Below are 15,959 nucleotides of genomic sequence, written 5' to 3' on the forward strand. Positions count from 1 at the left end.
CCGCGAATCGCGACTCGGACGCGTACAACTTGTAAAGCTATTCCCCGCCGTCCGGTAACTGTCAATCAAAAGCAACCGTTACAGGAAAGTTCCGGCCGGTGTTGTTGTCCGTGCCGCAATCCGGTCCCGCCGCACGAAGGCCCTTGGCGGTCGCCGATGCTGGCAGCATCAGCCAAGTTGAGGACCGGCCGGTGCCTGTCAGCGCAGTGGCGAGACCGCGAGATTGTCGAGCAGGCGCACGCTGCCGAGGCGGGCCGCTGCCAGCAGACGCGCTCCGGGCCGGTTTTCCGCGATCGCCTGCAGCGAACTGGCCGCGACGAGCGCCAGATACTCGACCGAAAAACCCTGCAGCCGGAGGTCTTCGCGTGCGGTCGCGAGGCACACATCCACCTCGTCGCCATCCGCGATCGCCCGTGCCAGGCGCCGCAGGCATCGATGCAGCGCCGGCGCCCGCTGCCGTTCCAATGGTGTCAGGAAGCGGTTTCGCGACGACATCGCCAGGCCATCGGCCTCCCGCTTTGTCGCCACTCCCTCGATCCGCACCGGGATGAACAGGGCTTCGACGATGCTGCGTATGACCTGGAGCTGCTGCCAGTCCTTCTCGCCGAAGAACGCACAAGCCGGGCGCACCTGGTTGAGCAGCTTGGCGACCACCGTCGCGACACCGCTGAAATGGCCGGGTCGCGCATCGCCTTCCCAACCGAGCGCCGCACTCCCGGGCACGATCCGGATCTCGTCGCCGCCGGGATACATGATCTCCACGGACGGGAGCCACGCCAGGTCGCAGCCGGCGTCGCGCAGCAGGGCAAGATCGCTGTCCTCGTCGCGCGGATACCGCGCGAGGTCGTCGCCCTGGTTGAACTGCGTCGGGTTGACGAAGATCGAGGCGGCAACGTGTCTGCTCTCCCGGCCGGCAGCAGAGAGGAGCGAAAGATGCCCGAGGTGCAAGGCGCCCATCGTCGGAATCAAGGCCAGGTCCGGCCCCAGCGCCGCCACCGCGGCCACGAGCTCATCCAAGGTGCGTGCGACGTACATGCTGCCTCCCGCGGCGTCTTCATCAGGCCGGGAGGTGCACGCGATGCGCCGGCGACGCAAGCGGCAAGGCGGCCGGGGGAAGCCTCGCCTGCGCCTTGGCCGACAGACGGCGCTTGAACACCGGGCGCATGGCGAAGACATAGTCGTGCGCGAGGAACGGTCGCGCGAGAGGAACGGTCGTGCGAGGGGAATTGGGCAAGCGATGCAGACGGGCACCAGGAACGGTCCGCCGGAGAATGAGAGGGGCGCGATCCCGGTTCGCGGGATGCGGCCGGCGCCGGCTGTATCCGGAGAGGCCGCCGCAGACGCAGGACACGACGGGGATGATTTCGTCCAAGCCGCGCGTGCGGATGCCGAAGCGCGCGCCTGGCTGCGCCGGCAGACGCTGCCGCCGCTGTTGTTGATGATGATGCGTGGTGCGGCGGCCCGATGTCCGGTCTGCGGCGAAGGCCGCCTGCATGCAGGCTATCTTCGTCTCGTATGCCGATGCAGCGCCTGTGGCGCGCCGCTCGCGGCGGTGCGCGCCGACGACGCGCCGCCCTATTTCACCATCTTGATCACGGCCCACATCATCATCGCCCTCGTGGTCCTGACCACGCACGACAGCACGTTGCCGATCTGGTCGATGATCGCGGCGTTCGTGCCGCTGACGCTGGTCGTGGCAATGCTGCTGCTGCGGCCGGTGAAGGGCGCGACGGTCGGCGTGATGCTCAAGCTCGGCCTGATCGGCGAGCACCGCGACGACAACGGCACCTGAAACCGCGGCATCCGGACATCCCGCCTCGCCTCCCCGCAACAGCCTCCCGCTCAAGCCCACAGCTTCCCGCTCAAGCAAGGACCGCTCATGAAGATTGACGGCATCGCCTATCGCAGCCTCTGGATCGACATGGAGGATGGCTGGTCGCTCCGGATCTTCGACCAGACCCGGCTGCCCTGGTCGATCGAGATCCTCCGGCTCACCACGCGCGACGAGGTGGTCCAGGCCATCGCCAGCATGCAGGTGCGCGGCGCGCCGTTGATCGGTGCTGTCGCCGCCTACGGCCTGGCGCTGTCGCTGCGCGCGGACAGCAGCAGCGAGGCGATGGAGCGCGACGCCGAGATGCTGGCGCGGACGCGACCGACCGCGATCAACCTGCGCTGGGCGATCGAGCGCATGCTGACCCGGCTGCGCAATACGCGGCCGTCGCAGCGCCTGGCCGCCGCCTACGAGGAGGCGGCGCTGATCTGCGACGAGGATGCAGCGCAGAACGAGGCGATCGGCCGCCATGGCCTGGCATTGATCGAACAGGCCGCCGCGGCACACGCGGGCGGGAGCGGCGCCTCAAGCGGGTCGGACGGCCACCGCCGCGTGAACGTTCTGACGCACTGCAATGCGGGCTGGATCGCGACCGTCGACTGGGGCACCGCCCTGGCCCCGATCTACATGGCGCATGACAGCGGCATCGCCGTGCATGTGTGGGTGGACGAGACCCGCCCGCGCAACCAGGGTGCTGCGCTGACGGCATGGGAACTCGGGCGCCACGGCGTGCCGCACACGGTAATCCCGGACAATGCGGGCGGCCATCTGATGCAGCATGGCGAGGTCGACCTGGTGATCGTCGGCACCGACCGCGTGACACGCGCAGGCGATGTGGCCAACAAGATCGGCACCTACCTGAAGGCGCTTGCGGCCGCCGACAACAAGGTGCCGTTCTGGGTCGCGCTGCCGTCCACCACCATCGACTGGGGCATGCGCGACGGCCTGCGCGAGATCGAGATCGAGCAGCGCGACGCAGCCGAGGTGACGCGCATGACCGGCCGCGCCGAGGACGGATCGATCGCCACCGTGCAGGTCACGCCGGACGGCAGCGCCGCCGCCAATCCTGCGTTCGACGTGACCCCGGCGCGGCTGGTCAGCGGGCTGATCACCGAGCGTGGCCGCTGCGATGCGAGCGAAAGCGGCCTGGCCAGCCTGTTTCCGGAACGCGCAAGCGCTTTTCCGGCCAGCCCCTTCGCGAAATACCTATGAGAAACGTCGTCGCGGCCGCCAGGCCGAACCAGGCAGTACTCGGACGGGTGGGTCTCCTGGCCTGCGCGGCACTCGCGCTGGCCGCGTGCAGCGGCGGCGGCGGCCAGACCCCGGTTGCGCAATATCCGAGCGCGCATGGACCGAACGGCCAGGATACCCACGTACCGGATTTTGTGACCCGGGGTTTCGAGCCGTTCACGCGGGCGGACGCGATGGCCATCGCGCTGCGCGAGTGGCGGCTGTTCGGCGAACCCGTCGATGACGACGATCCCGAGGCGCGTCCCGACCCCGTCGGCCCCGGCGTCAAGCCGGAGCGCCTGCCGGGCCTGTGGCAACGTGTCGGCGAATATTGGTGGATCGGCCAGGACCCGTACGAGAGCGAAGTCGACTGGACCGGCAAGCATGACAGCGACGGCCACGCCTTCGACTTCCAGCACGATGGGCGGTTCGCCTGGTCGGCGGCCTTCATTTCCTACGTGATGCGGGTGAGCGGCGCCGGCGCGCGATTCCCGTACTCGCCCAACCATGCGACCTATATCAATGCCGCCGCCGCGGGCGCCGCCGCGGCACTCCGTGCGCACGACCCGTCACTCTATGCCCCGGCCCTGGGCGACCTGATCTGCGCCGGCCGCGGCTCGAGCCGTGTCATCCGCTTCCACAACCTGCCGACACGCGACCTGTTCCCGGCGCATTGCGGCATGGTGGTGGCACGCGAGCCCGGCCAGGTCTCGATCATCGGCGGCAACGTCGATGATGCGGTGACGCTGACGCATGTTCCGGTCGGGCCGACCGGGCTGCTCGCCAGCGCCGAGGGCAGCTTCTACGACACCCGCTATTCCTGGTGCGCGGTGCTGCAGGTGCTGTACGACGCCGACGACGAAAGTCCAGCCGACGATTGACCGGCGTTCGCCTTCAACTCAACGCTGACGCCAGGGCAGGCCGCTGGCCTTCCAGCCGGCGACGCCGCCGCGGTGGCCGTGCGCATCGGGCGGGCCCTCGAAGCCGTCCGCGACGTTGAAGACACGCGCGAAGCCGATGCTGCGCGCCGCCTCGGCCGCCGCCAGGCTGCGCGCGCCGCTGCGACAGATGAAATAGATGTCCTGGTCCGGCGCCAACCCGGCCGCGCCGAGCTGCTGCAGGAAGTGCGGATTGGGCGCGCCGCTCGGGAAGGCCTGCCACATGATCAGCAGAACCTGCCGGTCCAGCGTTTCGAGATCGGGCAGTCCGACATAGGTCCATTCCGCGTCGGTACGCACGTCGACGAGCTGCGCGTCCGGATTGGCGGTGAGCGCTTCCCAGGTCTGTTGCGGGGCGACGTCCTCGACCATCTCATATACTCCTGCTGGAGGCAGACCGGCCCTGGCCGCCGGCGCTGTCGATGCATGACGTGCGGCATAGGTGGCGCCTGATGGTTGAAAGCACAAATCCGTCGTCCGCAAGCGAGCCATCCAGGCTGTCCCGGTCGGCCCTGCTCGGCTGGCCGGAGCCCTGCGCCGACATGCTCGCGGCGATCGGCGGCACGCCGCTGATCCGGCTGCGTCGCGCGTCGGAGGCGACCGGCTGCGCCATCCTGGGCAAGGCGGAATTCATGAACCCGGGCGGCTCGGTGAAGGATCGCGCGGCGCTCGCCATCATCGAGGCCGCCGAGGCCGAGGGCCGGCTGGAGCCTGGGAGCGCTTCCGGGGGCACCATCGTCGAGGGGACCGCCGGCAATACCGGCATCGGCCTCACCCTGGTCGCCAATGCGCGCGGCTATCGCAGCGTGATCGTGATGCCCGAGACGCAGAGCCAGGAGAAGATCGACTTCCTGCGCATGATCGGCGCCGACCTGCGCCTGGTTCCGGCCAAGCCGTTCCGCGACCCCGGCAACTATGTGCATGTCTCGCGCCGGCTCGCCGAGGAGACGGGCGCGGTATGGGCCAACCAGTTCGACAACCTCGCCAACCGCGAAGGCCACCGGCACGGCACCGCCGCCGAGATCTGGCACCAGACCGGCGGGGCCCTGGACGCCTTCACCTGCTCCTGCGGCACCGGCGGGACCCTGGCCGGCGCGTCGCTCGGCCTGCACGAGCGCGCGGCGCGCGACGGCCGGCCGGCGCCGCGCATCGTCCTGGCCGATCCGGAAGGCTCGGGCCTGTATGGCTGGGTGAAGTCGAACGACCTCAGCATCAGCGGCAGCTCGATCACCGAGGGCATCGGCCAGTCCCGGGTCCCGGGCAACCTGGAGGGGGTGACGATCGACGATGCGGTGCGGATCGGCGATCCGGAGGCGCTCGAGCAGGTCTTCGACCTGTTGCAGTTCGAAGGCCTCTCGATCGGCGGCTCAGCCGGCATCAACGTCGCGGCGGCGATCCGCGTGGCCCGCGCTCTCGGGCCCGGTCACACCGTGGTGACGATCCTGTGCGACAGCGGCGCCCGCTACCAGTCCAAGCTGTTCAACCCGGGCTTCCTGCGCGAGAAGGGCCTGCCGGTGCCGGGCTGGCTGGCCTGAGAGTCTGTTTGCAAACGTCTGCTGCTGGCGATCCGACGCGCCTTTTCTCCGCTCCGGTGCTCACGGCCAGACGGCCGCTCCGCTCCGGTGCTCGGAAAGTCACGCCGGCCGCGGGCCTACAGCCCGCTCTCATCCAACATCAGGCGTTTGCAAACAGGCTCTACCTAACGCTTCACGCCCCGCAGCGACGCGATCCGGGGCCTGACGCTGCGGCGCGGGGTGGTCTCGCCGAACAGCAGCCAGACCATCAGGACGCAGGCGAGGCCGGCCGCGGCCAGGGCCAGGAACGCGAGCTGCGGCGAGCGGTCGGCGGCGAAGCCGGCCAGCGTGGTGCTGAAGCTGGCCCCGGCCCCGACCGCGAGCCCGAAGAAGCCCATGCACAGGTTGAAGCGCCCGGTGCCGCGGGTGAGGTCGGCGGTGATCAGCGGCAGCATCACCCCGAAGCAGGCGGCGCTCACCCCGTCGAACATCTGGAACAGCACGGTGAGCCAGGGGTCGCTGCTGGTCGCCAGCAGCAGGCCGCGTATCGGAAGTGCGGCGAAGCCGACCAGCATCACCGGGCGCCGCCCCAGGGTCTCGGCCAGGCGGCCGACCTGCGGCGACAGCACCGCCACCACCAGCTGCGGCAGCAGGATGCAGGCGGCGATGATCAGTTCCGCCTGCTGCGGCGCCTCGCGGGTGACCCGTCCCGCGGCCAGCGGCAGCATGCCGGCATTGGAGAGGTGGAACAAAGCGGCGCATACCGCGAAGGCGAACAGCCGGCGGTCGCGCAGCAGGCTCAGCACCGAATGCGAGGCCACGGTCTCGGTGCCGCTGTCGTCCGGGTCGGCCATCGCCGCGGCATCGGGGATCCTGAGCTTCGGCCGCTCGATGGCGCGCAAGGCGAACAGGCCGGGCAGCGCGAGGGCCGCACCCAGGAAGAAGGTCGCGCGCGCCGACACCGCGTATCCCACCCCGCCCATCAGGCCGGCCGCCAGGGCATTGCCGATCGAGCCGAAGCTGGCATTGCGCCCGAGCCGGCGGCCGAGCTCTCCCGGTTCGCTGCCCTGCGTCATGCGGGCGGCGACCAGGCTCAGGGTGATCGCGGCGATCGCGGGGTTCAGCATGCAGCTGGCAAAGCCGTGCAGGATCTCGGCTGCCATCACCGGCAGCCGCTGCGGGAACAGCACCAGCAGCAGGCAGGAGACGATGATGGTGACGATGGCGGCGAAGGCAGCCACATGCTTGTTGTGCAGGGCATCGACCAGGGCGCCGGCCGGCACCTGGCTGACCATCGCGGTGATGGTGCCCGCACTCAGCGCCAGGCCGATCTCGCCCTGGGTCCAGCGTTCGCTGGTAAGATAGACGGCGATGAACGGTCCGAACGCCGTCTGCAGGTTGGCGACGAAGAAATTGAGCCAGTCCAGGCCCTGCTGGCTGCTCATCCTGAGGGAGCGGACGCGCACCCTGCAGCTCAGTGCGGCTGCTGGAGCGCGGGTCGGGCAGGCGGTTGCGGTGGCGGCGGGGCGGAGGGTGTGTGTGCGGCTGGAGTCGGCATGAAGCTGCCCGGCGCCGGATGCAGCAGCGGGGCGGTCGTCGGGGCCGGCTCCGGCGGTCGCCCCGAGCCGGCGGAGACTTCGACCTGATGGCCGACATCGACGCGGCTCACCGCCGGGTCCTCGACACCCGAAGGCGCCGCGGGTGGCGCTTCGACCGACGGCGCCGCCTGCTTGGCCGCGGCGCTCGGGACGCCTTGATCCGAACCGCCAGGGGGGGCTGCGGGTTTCGCTGCATCGGGAGGTTGCACGGTGGACGGCTTTGCGCCGGGCGGTTCGATCGCCCCCTGGATCACCGTGACCTCCTCGGACCCGTCATAGGCCGGCGCGGACTTCACCTGCGCGTCGCTAAGCGGAAGCTGCAGCGGATCGCGGAAGTTGCGCCCGGCCAGCGCGAAGCGTTCCCAGGCAATGGCGATGCGCCGGTTGCCGACGCCGAGGAAACCGCCGACATCCACCACGAGCGCCGCAGGCTCGCCTTTCTCGTCCACCAGCACGTCGATGACGTGACCGATCTGCGCCTTCTCCTTGCCGATCACGACGCGGTCGATCAGCGCTGCAACCTTGAACTTCTGCAGCTTCAGCGAATCCGCGGGCCGCGCCGGCTTGGCTTCCGCCGGGGCCGCAGGCTTGACCTGCGCGGCCTGCGGCTGGGCAGGCTTGACCTGGGCGGGCGAGAGCTGGGCAGGGGGGGGCGAGGCAGGTGGGGGCGGGGCTGCCGGAGACGGCGTGGAGGTGGCGCTCTTGTCGGTTGCGGTGCTGCTGCCTGCGGCGGGCGGCGGGCTCGATGCCGGTGCCGCGGAAGTGGGCTTCTGCTCCGGCGACGGGGATGCCGCCGGCGCGGGCGGCTCCGGCGCCGGCTGCGGCAGATCGGCGGACGGGGTCGGCACCGGTGCAGGGGCCGCGGGCGGCGGCGCGCTGTCGGCATCCGGATCCAGGCGCACCGCGGCCGGCTCGGCAGGTGCGGGGGCGGGCATCGCCGGCGGCTCGGGATGCCTGACCGAAAGCGTCTGCGCAGCGCTCCCGGATGCCCAACCCACGCTGACCCCGCTCACGCAGACCGGCAGGGCCACGACCCATGGCACCCAGGAACGCAGCGCAGGCAGCATGATCATCCGAACCCTCTGAGCCGCCCGATCATCCCCGTCCACGCCCGCGCCAGCAAGGGTGCATCCGCACCGGGCCGGCGGCGTTCGCACCGCACGCTCCCGATGCCGCACCGGAGAACCCATGACTGCTTGCGTCCCCGTTGCCGTGGTGACCGGCGCCGCCCACGGGATCGGCCGCGCCATCGCGACACGGCTGCTCGCGGACGGCTGGATCGTCTTCGCGCTCGACACCGATGCGGGCCGCCTCGCCGACCTGATGGACGCGCGGAGCGGAGCAGCCGGTGGCCGCTGCATTCCCATCACCGCCGATACCGGCCGCCGCGCCGACATCGAGCGCGCCCTGGCCCAGGTCGATGCGCAGGCCGGCCGGCTCGACGCGCTGGTCTGCTGCGCCGGCATCATGGTCCGCACCCCTCCCGAGCGCCTGGATCCCGCCGACTGGGACCGCGTCATCGCGGTCAACCTGACTGGGCCGTTCCTGCTCGCGCGGGTCGCCGCACGCCTGCTGCGCGCCGGGGGTGGCGGCGCGATCGTCACCATCGCCTCCACCCGGGCGCGCATGTCGGAGCCGGACACGGAGAGCTACGCCGCCTCGAAGGGCGGCCTCGTCGCCCTCACCCATGCGCTCGCCTTGAGCCTGGGCCCGGAGATACGCGTGAACAGCATCAGCCCGGGCTGGATCGATGTGACCGGCGCCAAGCTGAGCCCGGAGGACCATGCGCAGCATCCGGCGGGGCGCGTCGGCACCGTCTCCGACGTCGCGGGACTGGCGGCCTGGCTGCTCGGACCGGAGAGCGGCTTCGTGACCGGCGCCGACTTCGTGATCGATGGCGGCATGACGCGCAAGATGATCTATGCCGAGTGAGATCTCGCTCGATCCCGCGCTTGGAACCGCACGCGCGGGCCGCCTGTTACATTGGGAATTGAAACGGATTGCTACCCAGCCTGCCCGGCGCGCATGCACAGGGCTATTGTAACAGGCATCATGGAAACCCTCCCCCACATCCTCATCGTCGATGACGATCGCGAGATACGCGATCTCCTCGCCCGCTTCCTCGAACGCAACCGCTTTCGCGTCACCGCCGCCCGCGACGGCCGCGAGGCCCGCCGCGCCTGGAGCGCCGGCCACTACCAGATCGTGGTGCTCGACCTCATGCTGCCCGGGGAAAGCGGCCTGGATGTCGCGCGCTGGCTGCGCAGCCAGGGCAACGTGCCGATCATCATGCTGACCGCCATGGGCGACGAGACCGACCGCATCATCGGGCTCGAACTCGGCGCCGATGACTACCTGCCGAAGCCGTTCAACCCGCGCGAGCTGCTCGCGCGCATGCGCGCGGTGATGCGCCGCACCGCCGAGCAGATCGAAAGGAAGCCGGACGGCGACCGCAGCGTGCTGCGCTTCGCCGGCTGGCTGCTGGAGCCGACGCGCCGCCGCCTGCTCAACCCCGACGGCGTCGAGGTGCCGCTGACCGGCGGCGAGTACGAGTTGCTGGTGGCGCTGCTCGACCGCGCCAACAAGGTGCTGACGCGCGACATGCTGCTCGACCTGCTGCGCGGGCGCCAGGCGGGCCCGTTCGACCGCGCGATCGACGTCGCCATCAGCCGGCTGCGTCGCAAGCTGGAGGATGACGGCCGCAATGCCCAGGTGATCAAGACCGTCCGCGGTGGCGGCTATGTCCTGGCGGCCGATGTCGAACGGGTCTGATCCCGCGGTTTCGAAGCCGGCGCCGGACCCACGCGGCTGGATGGCGGCGCTGCGCTCGCTCGGCAGGCTGCTGCGCAATGTCGCCTTCGCGCTGTTGCCGCGCAGCCTGGCGGCCCGTACGGCGCTGGTGCTGCTCACCGGCCTCGGGGTGGTGCAGGCGGCGGGGCTCGCCATCCATGCGCTCGACCGCATCAACCTCGACCGCGCCGAGCAGGAACGCGAGACCGGAATGCGGGTGGTTGCGATCTACCGCTCGATCGTCGAGACCGACCCCGGCCAGCGCGACAACGAGGTCGCGCGCATGCGGCTGCCGAACGGCTTCAAGGTCAGCCTGACCCCCGGGCCGCAGACCGCCGATCTCGATCCGGCAAGCCTGCAGATGCAGCACGCGATGCGCAGCAACCTGCAGATGATGCCGTTTCCCATGCATCTGCATCCCACCCAGGTGATGGCGGGCGCCAACCACGGCGAGCACCGTTTCGGTGTGTCGATGCATCTGCCGGACGAAAGCCGCTGGGTCAGCATCGTGTTCCGGGTGCCGCCGCCCAACCTGTTCTCGTCGCCGACCTTCCCGATCGCCTTCACCCTGATGATCGTGGCGACCGGCATCCTGACCAACTGGGCGGTGCGCCGGCTGACGGCGCCGGTGCGCACGCTCGCCGCCGCCGCCGAGGCGCTCGGGCGCGACGTGAACGCATCGCCGCTGCCCGAGGACGGCCCGCTCGAGGTGCGCACGGCGGCAATCGCGTTCAACACCATGGCGACGCGCATCCGCCGCTTCGTCACCGACCGCACGCTGCTGCTGACCGCGATCGGGCACGACCTGCGCACGCCGATCACCCGTCTCAAGCTGCGCTCGGAATTCATCGAGGATGACGAGCTGCGCCGCAAGTTCACCGCCGACCTGGACGAACTCGAAGCCATGGTGTCGGCCACCCTCGCCTTCGGACGCGACAGCGCCAACCGCGAGCCCCTGGTGCCGCTCGACCTCGCCGCTCTGCTCAGCACCATCCTCGACGAGGCGGTGGACGGGCGCCCCGACATCACCAACCAGGTCGGCTTCGCGGTGGAGCCGCCGGTGGTCATCATCAAGGCGCGCTCGCTGGCGCTGAAGCGCGCGCTCGCCAACCTGATCGGCAACGCCATCGTCTATGGCGGCGGCGCCGTGGTGACGCTCAAGCCGGCCCAGGAAGCGCACGGTGACTACGTCACCGTGCTGATCGAGGATGACGGGCCGGGCCTGGCCGGGAGCGATCTCGAGCGGGTGTTCGAGCCGTTCGTCCGGGTCGAGGCCAGCCGCAACCGCGAGACCGGAGGTACCGGCCTGGGTCTCGCGATCGCGCGCAACATCATCCGCGGGCACGGCGGCGACATCACCCTGGTCAACCGCGTGCCGAACGGGCTGCGCGCCACCGTGACGCTGCTGGCCTGACCGGAGCCCGCAGGCAGCGACACTCCGACCGGGGAAATGAAGGCTGGAAGCCGCGAGCGGCCGGTGCGACAAGGAGCCGCGACCGGAACGAAAGGCCTAAGCTCTTGATTGAACTCATCGCGGCATGGATCATCGCCGTGATCTCAGCCGGCGGCTATGGCGGCGTCGCGGCGCTGATGGCGCTGGAATCCGCCTGCATCCCGTTGCCGTCGGAAGTCATCATGCCGTTCGCAGGCTATCTCACCTCGATCGGCCGGTTCAGTCTCCCGGTTGTGGCGCTGGCCGGAGCGATCGGCTGCAACATCGGCTCGACGATCGCCTATTGGATCGGCGCCACCGGCGGGCGCCGCTTCGTGGACCGCTTCGGCGGCTGGATTCTGCTGGACCACCACGACCTCGACCAGGCGGAGCGATTCTTTGCCCGCTTCGGCACAGCAGCCGTGCTGATCGGGCGGCTGCTGCCGGTGGTGCGCACCTTCATCGCTCTGCCTGCGGGCATGGCACGCATGCGACAGGTGCCGTTCCAGCTCTATACCTTCGTCGGCTCGTTCATCTGGTGCTACGCCCTGGCCTATGTCGGCGACAAGCTCGGCCGACGCTGGGACAGTGACCCGCGGCTGCGCGCGGTGATGCACCAGTTCCACCTCGTCGTGGTGGTGGTCGTGCTCGCAGCCGCAGGCTGGTTCGTATGGCACAAGCTGCGACGCCACCGCGCCTGACACGCTTGCGGCTGCAGTCCGAGACCAGCCGTCGATCCTGAGGGAACACGATCGACCGCCCAGCTCGTCCGGTGTGCTTCCCTTTGCGTGCAAACCAGCGGCGTCGCGGCTGCGTTCCGGCTGCTCAGGTCCAGGAGAAGTGCAGCGCAATGCCGAAACAGGTCGTCGTGATCACCGGAGCCGCCGCCGGTGTCGGCCGCGCCACCGCGCGCGAATTTGCGAACTCGGGCTGCGATGTCGGGCTGATCGGACGCAACCAGGACCGGCTGGACAGCGCCGCCGAGGAGTTGCGGGCGTTCGGCGTGCGCACGGCGATCGCGATCGCCGACGTCGCCGACGATGCGGCGGTCGAGGCCGCCGCCGACAGCATCGAGGCGGCACTCGGCCCGATCACCATCTGGGTCAACAACGCGATGGCGACGGTCTATTCGCCGGTGGTCGAGATCACGCCCGCCGAGTTCCGCCGCGCCACCGAGGTGACCTATCTCGGCACCGTGTTCGGAACCATGTCGGCGTTGCGCCGGATGCGCCGGCGCGGCTCCGGCACCATCGTCAATGTCGGCTCGGCACTCGCCTACCGCTCGGTGCCGCTGCAGGCGGTCTATTGCGGCGCCAAGTCGGCGATACGCGGCTTCACCGACAGCCTGCGCTCCGAGATCCTGCACGATGGCGACGACATCCATCTGACGATGGTGCACCTGCCGGCGATCAACACACCGCAATTCTCCTGGACCCTGAACCGTACGGGACAGCGCATGCAGCCGGTCCCGCCGATCTACGAGCCGGAGATCGCCGCCCGCGCCATCGTGTTCGCCGCCTTCCACCACCGTCGCGAGGTCTGGGTCGGCTTCTCGACCGTCACCGCGATCCTGGCCAACCGCGTCGCGGCCGGCCTTGCGGATCGCTATCTGGCGCGCGTCGGCTATAGCAGCCAGATGACCAAGGAGAAGGCCGACCCGAACGCGGCGAACAACCTGTACGAGAGCGTGCCCGGCGCCTACGCGGCGCACGGCAATTTCGACGAGCAGGCGCGCACCCGGAGCTACGAGCTGTTCACCAGCCGGCACAAGCTCGGCGTCGGGCTCACGGCCCTGGGACTGGTCGCGCTGGCAGCCGTCCGGAGCGCGGCCGGCAGGCAGCCGCCGCACGCTCCGGCACGCAACCCGAAGCGCTGCCCGGTGCGCCTGCCCGGGCGGTAGAGCTCGCTCACGCCGTTGGCTGGTGCAGGCCCCCGGACCAGCGCCACCAACGCTGCGGCAAGCGGGCCGCGACTTCGGCGCAACGGGCTGCCGCCGGGTCCGCGAACAGGGCAAAGCAGGTGGCGCCGGACCCGCTCATGCGCGCCAGCAGGCAGCCGGGCAACGCCTGCAGGGCCTGCAGGACCGCGTCGATCGCGGGACACAGGGTCCGGGCGGCGCCCTCCAGATCGTTCGAGAGCTCCCGCAACCCGTCAGCCAGCGTCGCGGCGTCCGGCCATTCCAGAGGCAGCGCGGCCGGCGGACGCAGGCCCGGTGATCGCGCCCGGAACACCGCCGGGGTGGAGACCGCCTCGCCGCAATTGACCAGCATCATGCCGACCGCGGGAAGCACCGGGCCGGGCGCCAGCTGCTCGCCCGCACCCTGCATGCGCGCGGTTCGCTGCGCGAGGCAGACCGGCACGTCGGCTCCGAGACCGGTCGCGATGGTGTGCAGGCACTGGTCGCTGATGTCGTGCAGCGCCCAGAACCGGCGCAGCAGCCTCAGCGCAGCCGCGGCGTCCGCCGAACCGCCGCCGATCCCGGAGGCGACCGGCAGGTGCTTGTGCAGGATGAGCCGGGCGCCGGGCATCTCGCGTCCGGCGGCCAGGGCCAGGGCCCGCGCGGCGCGCAGCACCAGGTTGTCATCACCTGTCGCCGACGGCTGCAGCACCTCGGCGAACGGACCCTCGAGCGCCAGTTCGAGCGTATCGGCGGCCTGCACCGTCAGCCGGTCGCAGGCCAGCGGGAACACGGCGAGGCTGTCGAGCAGGTGGTAGCCATCCGGCCGTCGCCCGGTCACGTGCAGGTAGAGATTGACCTTGGCGCAGGCGATCTCCTCGAGGCGGGTCGGGGTCGGCATCGTGGAGCCGCCTTCAGGGCACAGAGACCGGCAACGCGTCGGCGGCCGACACCGGATCGCCGCCCGGCCGGGTCGCTTCGCGCAGGGCCGCCCGGATGCGCGCCTCCTCCTGCCGGTCCGGATGCAGGTTCAGCGCCCAGCGCCACTGGTCCGCGGCTTCGACATGGCGTCCGGCCGACCAGTAGGCGATGCCGAGATGGTAGTTCACGGTCGGATCCTCGGGGATCTGCTCGGCGGCGCGTTCGAGGGTGCGCACCGCGCCCAGGACATCGTCCTGGCGGTACATCGCCCAGCCCAGGCTGTCGCGGATCGAGCCATCCTCCGGCTTGGCGTCCAGCGCCCGCTCGATCATGCGGCGCGCATCGTCCAGGTCGTGGTGGCGCTCGACCCAACTATAGCCGAGATAGTTCAGCAGGAACGGCTGCTCCGGCGCCAGCGCCAGCGCCTGCTCCAGGTCGGACTGCGCCCGCGGCCACTGCCGGGCGCGGTCGTAGGCGGTGGCGCGCGCAAACAGGACCGGCCAGTCATCGGTGGTGAGCGGTGACATCAGCGCGATCGCCTGGTCGTACGCGGTGATCGCCCGTGCGTAGTGCGCTTCGTCCTGCAGCAGGTCGCCGAGCGACTGCAGCGGTTCCGGCCGGTGCGGGAACGACGCGGCCAGCCGGTCCAGGATGGCATGCGCCGCGGCCCGCTCGGATGCGCCGCCGATGCTGGCGTCCAGGGCGGCGATCCGCAGGGAGGCAACCGGCGCCAGCGGGTCGTCGGCCTGGACCTGCCGCAGCGTCCCGAGCGCCGCCTGGGTCTGGTGCGCGTCGCTCTGCAGGTCGGCCAGCAGCAGCCGCGCCGGCGACAGGTCCGGCTGCAGGTCGAGCGCGAAGCGCAGCATGAAGCTTTCGGCTTCCTGGCCGCGCGGCGCCTGCTGCTGGATCAGCGAGGCCATGGTCAGGAAGGCGCGCGCGAGGCCTGCGCGGGACGCCGCCTGCGGGGTCGCCGTTTCCGGCGGCACGGTCAGCGCCGCGTCCAGGCCCGGTTCGGCGATGGCCAGCATCGGCACCGCCTTGGTCAGCGCGTGCACCAGCCCCTGGCCGAGGAGCGGCTTGCCCTGGCGGGCCAGGAACCCGGCATAGGCCTGCACCAGCATCACGTCGGAGCCCGGATAGAGCGAGACCGCCTGCTGGTACAGCGAAGCGGCCTGGTCCGTGCGCCCGGCGAGATCGGCGATCATCGCGGCGTGCAGGGCATACACGCCGGCGATCGGGTTGCTCTGGGTCAGCGGCACCAGCCGGGTCAGCGCGAGATCGGTCTGTCCCGCCCCCTGCTCCGACCACGCCAGCAGCAGCGGCTGCAGCAACTGGTTGAGCGGCGTGTGCTCGATGCGCCCGTAGCTTGCCTGCGCCTCGGTCCAGCGGCCGGCCAGCGCCGCCGCATTGCCGATGACGATCGGCGCCAGCGGGTTGTCCGCGATCGAGGGCGCCAGCCGGGCCGCATCCGGCCGCCCGGCCAGGGTCGAGAAGATGAAGGCCTGGCTGCGCAGGCCGGGATTGTCGGGGTCGGTGCCGAGCACCTGCAGCAGCTTGCCGGAGGCCGTGTCCGCATCCCCGAGTGCTGCGGCGACCACGCCGCTGAGATAGGTGCCGAAGGCCGGGGGCGGCGGCTGGGACGCGGCGCTGCGGGCGTCCTCGGAGGCCGCATGGGAACCGGACGGGCAGAGCAGGGCGCCCGACAACAGGACGCCGAGCAGCGAAAGCAGCCTGGTCAGGCCCGTTGAGCGGCTGCAGGCACGGCGGATGGGTGGCATGCCCGCAGGCTACCAGCGCGGGACGGCTGC

At 70.7% G+C, this 15,959-nt stretch carries 16 protein-coding genes; 9 read left to right on the top strand and 7 right to left on the bottom strand.

Going from position 1 to position 15,959, the window contains the following annotated elements:
* Window positions 1-198: 198 nt before the first annotated feature.
* Window positions 199-1,035, bottom strand: a complete 837-nt coding sequence (gene panC, locus ACQY4O_RS12030; RefSeq protein WP_428376605.1) for a pantoate--beta-alanine ligase — start codon at window positions 1,033-1,035, stop codon at window positions 199-201.
* Between the two features lie 22 nt (window positions 1,036-1,057).
* Window positions 1,058-1,495, bottom strand: coding sequence for a hypothetical protein (locus ACQY4O_RS12035; RefSeq protein ID WP_428378254.1), 438 nt, complete (start codon window positions 1,493-1,495; stop codon window positions 1,058-1,060).
* Between ACQY4O_RS12035 and ACQY4O_RS12040 the strand changes: the two genes are divergently transcribed.
* The 3 genes from ACQY4O_RS12040 (at window position 1,445) to ACQY4O_RS12050 (ending at window position 3,942) form a co-directional block, all read left to right on the top strand.
* The gene (locus ACQY4O_RS12040; RefSeq protein ID WP_428378184.1) at window positions 1,445-1,792 is read left to right on the top strand and encodes a DUF983 domain-containing protein; all 348 of its coding nucleotides are present in this window, start codon (window positions 1,445-1,447) and stop codon (window positions 1,790-1,792) included. The genes ACQY4O_RS12035 and ACQY4O_RS12040 overlap by 51 nt on opposite strands.
* Window positions 1,793-1,879: 87 nt before the next feature.
* Entirely contained in the window at window positions 1,880-3,043 is a 1,164-nt protein-coding gene (mtnA, locus tag ACQY4O_RS12045) for an S-methyl-5-thioribose-1-phosphate isomerase (RefSeq protein WP_428376606.1), read from the top strand.
* Window positions 3,040-3,942, top strand: coding sequence for a DUF2272 domain-containing protein (locus ACQY4O_RS12050; protein WP_428376607.1), 903 nt, complete (start codon window positions 3,040-3,042; stop codon window positions 3,940-3,942). Before mtnA ends, ACQY4O_RS12050 begins: the two co-directional genes overlap by 4 nt.
* Window positions 3,943-3,960: 18 nt before the next feature.
* Here the strand turns inward: ACQY4O_RS12050 and ACQY4O_RS12055 are convergent, their stop codons facing one another.
* Window positions 3,961-4,371 carry a rhodanese-like domain-containing protein gene (locus ACQY4O_RS12055; RefSeq protein WP_428376608.1) on the bottom strand — a complete coding sequence of 137 codons (411 nt, stop codon included), beginning with the start codon at window positions 4,369-4,371 and terminating at the stop codon, window positions 3,961-3,963.
* A gap of 80 nt (window positions 4,372-4,451) precedes the next feature.
* Here ACQY4O_RS12055 and ACQY4O_RS12060 point away from each other — a divergent pair, with 80 nt between their 5' ends.
* On the top strand, window positions 4,452-5,534 hold the full coding sequence (locus ACQY4O_RS12060; RefSeq protein ID WP_428376609.1) for a cysteine synthase A: 1,083 nt from the start codon (window positions 4,452-4,454) through the stop codon (window positions 5,532-5,534).
* 164 nt (window positions 5,535-5,698) lie between these two features.
* Here ACQY4O_RS12060 and ACQY4O_RS12065 read toward each other — a convergent pair whose 3' ends face one another.
* Window positions 5,699-6,958, bottom strand: coding sequence for an MFS transporter (locus tag ACQY4O_RS12065; protein WP_428376610.1), 1,260 nt, complete (start codon window positions 6,956-6,958; stop codon window positions 5,699-5,701).
* 29 nt (window positions 6,959-6,987) lie between these two features.
* The gene (locus ACQY4O_RS12070; RefSeq protein WP_428376611.1) at window positions 6,988-8,184 is read right to left on the bottom strand and encodes a PRC-barrel domain-containing protein; all 1,197 of its coding nucleotides are present in this window, start codon (window positions 8,182-8,184) and stop codon (window positions 6,988-6,990) included.
* Window positions 8,185-8,299: 115 nt separating this feature from the next.
* Between ACQY4O_RS12070 and ACQY4O_RS12075 the strand changes: the two genes are divergently transcribed.
* From ACQY4O_RS12075 to ACQY4O_RS12095, 5 genes are all read left to right on the top strand, one after another.
* Complete coding sequence (locus ACQY4O_RS12075; RefSeq protein ID WP_428376612.1) at window positions 8,300-9,043, top strand: SDR family oxidoreductase; 744 nt, start codon at window positions 8,300-8,302, stop codon at window positions 9,041-9,043.
* 120 nt (window positions 9,044-9,163) lie between these two features.
* A complete protein-coding gene (locus ACQY4O_RS12080) occupies window positions 9,164-9,883 on the top strand; it encodes a response regulator (RefSeq protein ID WP_428376613.1) in 720 nt (239 codons plus the stop codon).
* Window positions 9,867-11,315, top strand: a complete 1,449-nt coding sequence (locus ACQY4O_RS12085; RefSeq protein ID WP_428376614.1) for an ATP-binding protein — start codon at window positions 9,867-9,869, stop codon at window positions 11,313-11,315. Before ACQY4O_RS12080 ends, ACQY4O_RS12085 begins: the two co-directional genes overlap by 17 nt.
* 137 nt (window positions 11,316-11,452) lie before the next feature.
* Window positions 11,453-12,034 carry a DedA family protein gene (locus ACQY4O_RS12090; RefSeq protein WP_428376615.1) on the top strand — a complete coding sequence of 194 codons (582 nt, stop codon included), beginning with the start codon at window positions 11,453-11,455 and terminating at the stop codon, window positions 12,032-12,034.
* A 149-nt stretch (window positions 12,035-12,183) separates the two neighbouring features.
* Window positions 12,184-13,233 (top strand): SDR family oxidoreductase, encoded by a 1,050-nt coding sequence (locus ACQY4O_RS12095; protein ID WP_428376616.1) that lies wholly within the window; start codon window positions 12,184-12,186, stop codon window positions 13,231-13,233.
* 7 nt (window positions 13,234-13,240) lie between these two features.
* Here the strand turns inward: ACQY4O_RS12095 and ACQY4O_RS12100 are convergent, their stop codons facing one another.
* Together ACQY4O_RS12100 and ACQY4O_RS12105 are read right to left on the bottom strand one after the other, a co-directional pair.
* Complete coding sequence (locus ACQY4O_RS12100) at window positions 13,241-14,131, bottom strand: 4-(cytidine 5'-diphospho)-2-C-methyl-D-erythritol kinase (RefSeq protein WP_428376617.1); 891 nt, start codon at window positions 14,129-14,131, stop codon at window positions 13,241-13,243.
* 13 nt (window positions 14,132-14,144) lie between these two features.
* The gene (locus tag ACQY4O_RS12105; protein ID WP_428376618.1) at window positions 14,145-15,929 is read right to left on the bottom strand and encodes a tetratricopeptide repeat protein; all 1,785 of its coding nucleotides are present in this window, start codon (window positions 15,927-15,929) and stop codon (window positions 14,145-14,147) included.
* Between the last annotated feature and the right edge of the window lie 30 nt (window positions 15,930-15,959).

The sequence above is a fragment of the Lichenicoccus sp. genome (assembly GCF_965277665.1).
GTDB lineage: Bacteria > Pseudomonadota > Alphaproteobacteria > Acetobacterales > Acetobacteraceae > Lichenicoccus.